This is a genomic window from Nocardia barduliensis (assembly GCF_013315795.1).
GTDB lineage: Bacteria > Actinomycetota > Actinomycetes > Mycobacteriales > Mycobacteriaceae > Nocardia > Nocardia barduliensis.
The window spans coordinates 22631-30414 of sequence record NZ_JABLTE010000096.1 but is presented as its reverse complement, the minus strand read 5'-3'; the positions used below and the strand labels follow the sequence as shown (position 1 = coordinate 30414).

Here is a 7784-nt window from a genome sequence, read left to right as displayed (position 1 = left end):
CGTCCACCCACCCCGCGGCGGTCGCCGCCGTCAAGAGAACCGCCCAGTCTGCTATGTCCACCCCGGTAGACAACCAGACCCCGGATCCGTGGCTCGCCGGCGCCCGCGCGAGAGGTCGCGCCGGTGGCGGCCGCCGGGTCGGCGTGGCGCGTGCCGGGCGCGCCTAGGCTGATCCGGTGCGTCGTTTCAGTCTGTGGCTCCGGGGCCAGCCCGTCGTCGCCGATTCGATGCTGGCGGCGTTTCTCCTGGTGCTGGAGATCGTCGGGGTGGTCAACGCCCACAACGAGCTCGCCTACCTGGCCATCGGGGTGCTGCTTCCGCTACCGGTGGTCCTGCGCCGGGTATACCCGCGCGCCATGGCGGCCGCCACCTTGGCGCTGTCGCTGACGGCGTCGCTGGTGGGCTTCCTGGCCGAGGACGATGCCGAGCACATCGCGCTGCTGTCCCACGGCATCATGCTGTACACGCTGGTCGCCTACGTGGGAAGGCGGGAAGGGCTGTGGTACGGGCTCGGCTTGGCGGTGGATCTGGCGCTCGCGATCGTGGCGCTCGGGAAACCCTCCGGCCCCGACATCGTGTTCACCGCCATGCTCTACGCCTTGTGCTGGACGCTCGCGGAGTTCATCGGCGCGCGGCACGCCTACGACACGGAGGTCGCGGCCCGCCTCGCCGTCGCCGACTACGACCGGGAGCGTCGCGCGCACGACGCCGTCGCCGCCGAGCGCACCCGTATCGCGCGGGAACTGCACGACGTGGTCGCCCACGCGGTGAGCGTGATCATCGTGCAGGCCGACGGCGCGAAGTACGCGCTGCGCCGCGATCCGGACGCGGCCGAACAGGCGCTCACCACCATCGCGGGCACCGGCCGCGAAGCGCTGCGCGAATTGCGCAGAACAGTCGCCCTGCTGCGCACCGAGCACGCTCCCGACCAGTTGCCCCAGCACGGCACCGCGGGTATCGCCAAGGTCGTGGACATGATGCGCGGCACCGGTCTGGCCGTCGAGCTCGAGCTCACCGGGGAACTCGACGACATCGCGCCCGAGGTGAGTCTCGGCGTGCATCGCATCGTGCAGGAATCGCTGACCAACACGCTGCGGCATGCCGGACCGCACCCCAAGGCGTGGGTGCGGGTGCGCCGCACCGACACCGACGTGCTGATCGACGTCACCGACACCGGCGGGGTGCCGCTGTCCGACCCTGGCACGCGGATCGAGGGCAGCGGGCTCGGCCTGGTCGGGATGCGCGAACGAGTCGCCGTGCTCGGCGGCAGTCTCGACGCGGGCCGCGACCCCGACGGAGCTTGGCGGGTGCACGCGAGCATTCCGCTGCAACCGGGCCTGGCGGAGTGAGCGGGACCGCGGCCCCGCACTCGACGGGAAGAGCGCTGCGGCGCAGATGGATTCGTCCCACACCGACCATGTTGACGAGACCTTTCGCGGCGTAGGTCAGCCAGTGCACCGGCGGGGTCGCGTTACATTGGGGACGTGCCGATCACCGTTCTCGTCGTAGATGACCAGGAACTCATGCGTATGGGATTGAAGATGGTGCTCGGCGCGCACCCCGACATCGAAGTGATCGGCGAGGCGGCCAACGGCGCCGCCGCGGTCACCAGAGCGGCGGAGCTGCGACCGGACGTGGTGCTGATGGACGTGCGGATGCCCGTCGTGGACGGGGTCGTCGCCACCACCCGCATCGTGGAGGCCGGACACGGCAGCCGGGTACTCGTCATGACGACCTTCGATCTCGACGAGCACGCGCTCGGCGCGCTGCGCGCGGGGGCCAGCGGATTCCTCTTGAAGGACACCCCTCCGGAGGATCTCGTCTCGGCCATCCGCAGCGTCGCCGCCGGTGACGCCGTGGTCTCGCCGAAGGTCACCAAACGCCTGCTGGACCGGCTCATCGCGGAGAATCCGGCACGCACCCGCGACCCGGGTGTGCTCGACGTGCTCACCGCCCGCGAGCGGGAAGTGCTCGAGCAGATCGCGGCCGGGCGTTCCAACGCCGAGATCGCCGAGCAGCTGTACCTGTCGGAGGCCACGGTCAAGACGCACGTGGGCCGGGTGCTCACCAAACTCGGTCTGCGCGACCGGGTTCAGGCCGTCGTTCTGGCCTATGAGACCGGGCTGGTGCGGCCCGGCGGCTGACGCGGGCGCATCTCAGCGACTTATCAGGCGATCGGGGAGAAAAACCCCGGTGCCGGACGTTGAACGGGTAGATCGTCCGAAAGGATCGCCATGCCCGCCCTGTTGTTCGTGCTGTACGTCGTCGTCGAAGTCGCCGCGCTGGTCGCGGTCGGCCAGCTGATCGGCGTGCTGCCGACCGTTCTGGTGCTCATCGCGGGGTCGGCCGCGGGCATGCTGCTGGTCGGCGCGCAGGGACGACGGGTGTTCGAGCAGTTCCGCCGGGCCGCCCGCGGCGAAGTGGCGCCCGGCGCCGCCGTGGCCGACGGCGCCCTGGTCGCGGCCGGTGGGGTGCTGATGTTCGTGCCCGGCCTGGTCACCTCCCTGGCCGGCCTGCTCCTGCTGCTGCCTCCGACGCGATTGCTGCTGCGTCCGCTGGTCACGGCGTTCGCCGCGCGGCGCTTCCGCAGGCTCGCCGCCGCCGCGCCCTACCGCGGCGTGGTAGTCGACGCGGGTGAGGTGGTCGACGGCGTCGTCGTGGGGCAGTGGTACGACGACGGCCAGGGCAACGCGCGGCGCGCGATCACTCCGTCCTGAGTGCGAACTCGGCCGCACCGGTTCCCTGCGACGGCGCGAAGGGCTATCGTGACGCGATGGCCACCGAGCAACTCACCGTGACGGTGAGCGAGGAGCTGGCTGCCGCGGTCAAACGAGCGGCGGCCAGTGCGGGACAGTCGATTTCCGGATTCACCGCCGCGGCCCTGCGGCTGGAGTTGATCGCCGTGGAGGCGGGCTGCCTGCCCACGGCGGCCGGGGGGACCGGTGGCGCGCCGCCGGAGTACGCGGAGGTGATGGCGGTGCTGGCACAGCCGGAGGACCTGGCGCGCCGCCCCCTGCTCAACGGCTGACCGAACCCGCCGCATCGGGCGTACGGCAGACTGGTGCCTCGTGCGTACCCAGTTACTGATCGGCGGTCGTTTCTACAGTGCCAGCTCGCCCGACGCCACCGCGATGGCGGTGAGCGACGGCACCATCGTCTGGCTGGGCGCCGAGCAACCCGGTCGCGCGCTGCACCCGGACGCCGAGATCATCGATCTCGACGGCGCCTTTGTCGCTCCCGCGTTCGTGGACCCGCACGTGCACGTCACGGCACTGGGCCTGAAGTCGACCGGCCTCGACCTGTCGGCCGCGCGGTCGCTCGCGGACTGCCTGCGCCTGCTGCGCGAGTTCGCCGAGGCGCACCCCGACGGCGCCGTGCTCGGCGACGGCTGGGACGAGACCACTTGGCCGGAGGGGCGGCCGCCCACGGTCGAGGAGATCGATGCGGCGGCGGGTGCCGGTCGGCACGTCTACCTCTCCCGGGTGGACGCGCACTCGGCGGTGGCGTCCTCGGCGCTGCTGGACGCGCTGCCCGAACTGGCCGCGACCGACGGCTTCACCCGCGGTGCGCCCGTGCGCGCCGCGGCCCACCACCTGGTGCGCGCCGCCGCCCTCGCGAGTCTGTCTCGGGCACAACGGGATCGAGCGCGCGCCGCGGCACTGGACCACGCCGCCGCGCACGGTGTCGTCGCGGTCCACGAATGCGCGGGCCCGGAGATCGCGGGCCGCACCGACGTTCGCGAACTGCTCGAATTCGAACACGGTGTCGAGGTCAGGGTCTACTGGGGCGAGGCGGTGCGCAGCGCCGAGCAGGCGCGTGCGCTGATCGAGGAACTCGGGGTGCACGCGCTCGGCGGTGACCTGTTCGTCGACGGGTCCTTCGGTTCGCACACCGCATGGTTGCGGTCGCCCTATGCCGACGAGTCCGGTTGCGGCCGAAGTTATCTGGACGCCGATGCGATCACCGACCACGTCCGCGCCTGCACCGTCGCCGGTATCCAAGCCGGATTCCACGTGATCGGCGACGCCGCCATGGACGCGGTCGTCGCCGGGATCGAACGGGTCGCCGCCGAACTCGGCGGCCCCGCGATCGCGTCGCTCGGCCATCGTGTCGAACACGCCGAACTGATCGACGGCGCACACATCGAGCAGTTGGCGCGCTGGGGTGTTATCGCCAGTGTGCAACCGGGATTCGACGCGGCGTGGGGCGGACCGGACGGCATGTACGCCGCCCGCCTCGGGGCCGATCGCGCCGCCACGCTGAACCCGTTCGCCGCCATGGCGGCCGCGGGCGTCGCCTTGGCGATCGGCTCCGACGCTCCGGTGACCGCGCTCGATCCGTGGGCGGCGGTGCGAGCCGCGGCGAACCATCGAACACCCGGGCACGGCTTGTCCCCCCGCGCGGCCTTCGCCGCGGCCACCCGGGGCGCATGGCGCGCGGGCGGAGTCCGCGACGGGATGGCGGGCACCCTGGTACCCGGCGCACCCGCCTCCTACGCGATCTGGGACGCGGCCGAACTCGTCGTCGCCGCGGCCGCCGACTCGGTGCAGCGCTGGTCCACCGATCCGCGGTCACGGGTACCGGGACTGCCCGCGCTGGAACCGGACGCACCATTGCCCACCTGCCTGCGCACCGTGCATCGGGGAGCGACGATCTATGCGAAGTGAGCCGTCGGTGGCTCGCGACCGTCCCGTGCCCGGTGTTCGAGTCCCCTGCCGGATCGCGGCCCGATCGGTTTCGGCGCTCGCGTCGGCCGCTCGGCATCCCTGGCACGTGGATTCTTCGGTGCCGATCGAGTGTTCGCCCATCAGCGCGAATCGCTCCGCTTGGGCCGGATCACGGACATCGGGTCTCCAGCCGACGGTCGCCGGGTGGCTGGGCGCGAATCCGGAACCGGTCGTCGGCCCCGGCAGTGAAAGACTGAGTGAGTGCGACGAAGCCCATCCGGCAGCCCGCGGTAACGACGTTTCTCAGGCATGGTCGCCGGTCAGCGTAGTTCCGGTGCGGGCCTTCCACGGGTTCGTCAGGGATGGAGCGCACGTCCGTCGAGCGGCAATTGTCCGCTTTTCGTTGGCCAGGTTGCGGCAGGGAACCCGGCCTGCCCGCGTGCCCGCCGAGGCGCGGTACGGGATGACCGGAAGGGGTGAGGTGGCACTGCGTGCCAGGTGGGTGTGCGGCGAATTCGCGGACGATCGGCTCGAGCTGCTGCCCGAGCGAACGCTTGCCCGGTGTCGGATCACAACGCCGCGGCGTGGAGATGCCGATCGGATAACGGCGCAACCGCCTCCGGCCGTGCGGCGGCTTCCACTGTGGCGCGAATTCGTCGCGGACGCGCCTCACCGGGCTGGATGGCTCGGTCTACCGCCGCGAGAGCAGGCCACCGGTTCGCCGGTTGCGGCCGCGAGGTGTGGGTTCGTCCGGCGGCGTCCGACCGGCAGGCCGACGTCTCTGGAGCGGCGGTTAACGATCCGAGCGCGGGCGGCGATCAATGAGTGGACACCTGATGACAGGTCCACGGCAGAGGCCCGCGGTTTTGCGCGTCGCGTCTCTTCCGCGCCTGTCGTGCGGCCTCGGCTCGGCGCGTGGCAGACGCGGGTCGGCCGATGCGCCGAGGACTCCGTATGCGTGCGGGGGATGGCGAGCTCGATGGTCCATGTGAGAAACGTCACTCTGCCGCGAACAGGGTCCGTCCAATGGCGGACCTGCGATGGCTCGCACCCGATCTCGCCATCGGGTCGATCGGCGCGGGCGCGGTCAGGGGCCGATTGGCGGATGCCGGTCCGATGGCGGACAGTGGCCGAGTGATGGTGCGAGAGCGGGTGCTCGAGCTGGCGCGGCAGGTGTCCGCGGTGCTGGGCGGGCATCCGAGAGCGGCGCGCGCGGCGGCGGCGATCTGCGCGGGGTTGTTGCTGTTCGGCAGCTTCCCGCCGCGGCCATGGTGGTTCCTCGCGCCCCTCGGCATCGCGCTGCTGACCCTCACCGTACGCGGTGACGGCCGTCTGCGGGCGGGCTTCGGTTACGGATTGCTCGCCGGGCTGGCGTTTTTCGTCCCGCTGCTGCCGTGGACCGGCATTTACGTGGGTCCGGCGCCGTGGCTGGCGCTGTCCACCGTCTGCGCGCTGTACCTGGGCATATTCGGTGTGCTCGCCCGGCTCGTCGGCGCGCTGCCCGGCTGGCCGCTGTGGGTGGCCTCGGCCTGGACCACGGCCGAGTGGGTCAGGTCCAGCTTCCCCTTCGGCGGATTTCCCTGGGGCCGTGTGGCCTTCGGCCAGGCCGACGGCTGGTTCTTGGCACTGGCGGCGGTCGGCGGCGCCCCGCTGGTCGGGTTCGCCGTGGCGCTCACCGGCACCGCAACCGCGGCGTTGGTCACCCTGCTGTGGTCGAGCGTCCCCCGTGACGAGCGGCGAACCACCGAGATCGAGACCGGCGGTCCGGCCGCTGCGCACGGCCGCACGCCGGTGACCCGGCTCGGGTACGCCTGCGCGGCTTTCACGCTGTTGCTCATGCCGCTTGCCGGGCTGCTGCTCGGATCCACGCTGCCCGATCCGGACGAGGGCGCCAGAACGGTCACGGTCGCGGCGATCCAGGGCAGCGTGCCGCGGCTGGGGCTGGATTTCAACGCGCAGCGGCGGGCCGTGCTGGACAACCACGTCCGGCGCACCGAGGAACTGGCCGCCGAGGTGGCCGCGGGTCGCGCGCCGCGCCCGGATGTGGTGATCTGGCCGGAGAACTCCTCCGACATCGACCCGCTGCGCAACGCCGACGCCGCGGCCCTGATCACCGCGGCCTCCGAGCGGATCGGCGCACCCGTCCTGGTCGGCGCGGTGCTGGTCAACGCGGATCGGACCACGACCAACTCGGTGATGGTGTGGAACGGCGCCGCAGGCCCCGGTGAGCGGCACGACAAGAAGATCATCCAGCCTTTCGGCGAATATCTGCCGATGCGGAGTTTCTTTCGGCTTTTCTCCGAATACGCTGATCGGGCGGGGTATTTCGTGCCGGGCAATGGTGACGGAGTCGTGCGCGCGGCGGGTATCGACATCGGTGTCGCAACGTGCTATGAGGTGGCCTTCGACCGGGCGTTCCAGGACGCGATGCGGGCCGGCGCGCAACTGCTCACCGTGCCGACGAACAACGCGACCTTCGGCGACAGCGAGATGACCTATCAGCAGTTGGCCATGTCCCGCGTCCGTGCCGTCGAGCACGGCAGAGCGCTGGTCGTCGCGGCCACCTCGGGTGTCAGCGCCATTATCGCCGCCGACGGCAGCGTGCGGCAGGAAACCGCGTTATTCGTGCCCGCGGCGCTGGTCGCGGAGCTCCCGTTGCGCGATGACAGCACTCTCGCAACGCGAATAGGGCCTGCGCCGGAGCGGATTTTCGTTATTCTGACGGCTGCCGCCGCGCTGGCCGCGGCCATCCGGCGGCGATCGGCGCGTACGAGTGCGCGCGCCGGCCGTCGAGCCGACGGCCGTTAGGTCCTGCTGCCGAATCGCCGATAACCGAGCCTTCGGTATGTTATTGCCCCCACCGCCCCGAAAGTGAAGGTGGGGAATTGAGTTGCGCACTGTTCGCCTGACAACGAAAGCGATCTTGGGCGTACCATCGAACAGTCTGGTCATGGCCCGTTTTGCTTCGGTTCGACCTAGTTGAGTCGCAATGTTTGCGGAAATGTAACCAACCAAAGTGGCCTTCTGCCAAGGACGTTGGATGTGAAACAAATCCAAAACGTCGGCAATCCGGCAGATGCGATGCTCCGAATCATAGGGCGTGGATCACGTCCTCCA

6 protein-coding genes are annotated in these 7784 nt (G+C 70.7%); all 6 read left to right on the top strand.

The window, feature by feature from the left end; translation table 11 throughout:
- Positions 1 to 176: 176 nt before the first annotated feature.
- The 6 genes from HOV91_RS30385 to lnt all read left to right on the top strand — a co-directional run bounded on the left by HOV91_RS30385 (position 177) and on the right by lnt (position 7475).
- Entirely contained in the window at positions 177 to 1349 is a 1173-nt protein-coding gene (locus HOV91_RS30385; RefSeq protein WP_174188748.1) for a sensor histidine kinase, read from the top strand.
- A gap of 135 nt (positions 1350 to 1484) precedes the next feature.
- On the top strand, positions 1485 to 2144 hold the full coding sequence (locus HOV91_RS30380; protein ID WP_174188747.1) for a response regulator: 660 nt from the start codon (positions 1485 to 1487) through the stop codon (positions 2142 to 2144).
- Between the two features lie 90 nt (positions 2145 to 2234).
- Positions 2235 to 2717 (top strand): FxsA family protein, encoded by a 483-nt coding sequence (locus tag HOV91_RS30375; protein WP_174188746.1) that lies wholly within the window; start codon positions 2235 to 2237, stop codon positions 2715 to 2717.
- 56 nt (positions 2718 to 2773) lie between these two features.
- Complete coding sequence (locus HOV91_RS30370) at positions 2774 to 3028, top strand: hypothetical protein (protein ID WP_174188745.1); 255 nt, start codon at positions 2774 to 2776, stop codon at positions 3026 to 3028.
- Positions 3029 to 3068: 40 nt separating this feature from the next.
- On the top strand, positions 3069 to 4667 hold the full coding sequence (locus HOV91_RS30365; protein ID WP_174188744.1) for an amidohydrolase: 1599 nt from the start codon (positions 3069 to 3071) through the stop codon (positions 4665 to 4667).
- Between the two features lie 1137 nt (positions 4668 to 5804).
- Entirely contained in the window at positions 5805 to 7475 is a 1671-nt protein-coding gene (gene lnt / locus HOV91_RS30360; protein ID WP_174188750.1) for an apolipoprotein N-acyltransferase, read from the top strand.
- The last annotated feature ends 309 nt before the right edge of the window (positions 7476 to 7784 follow it).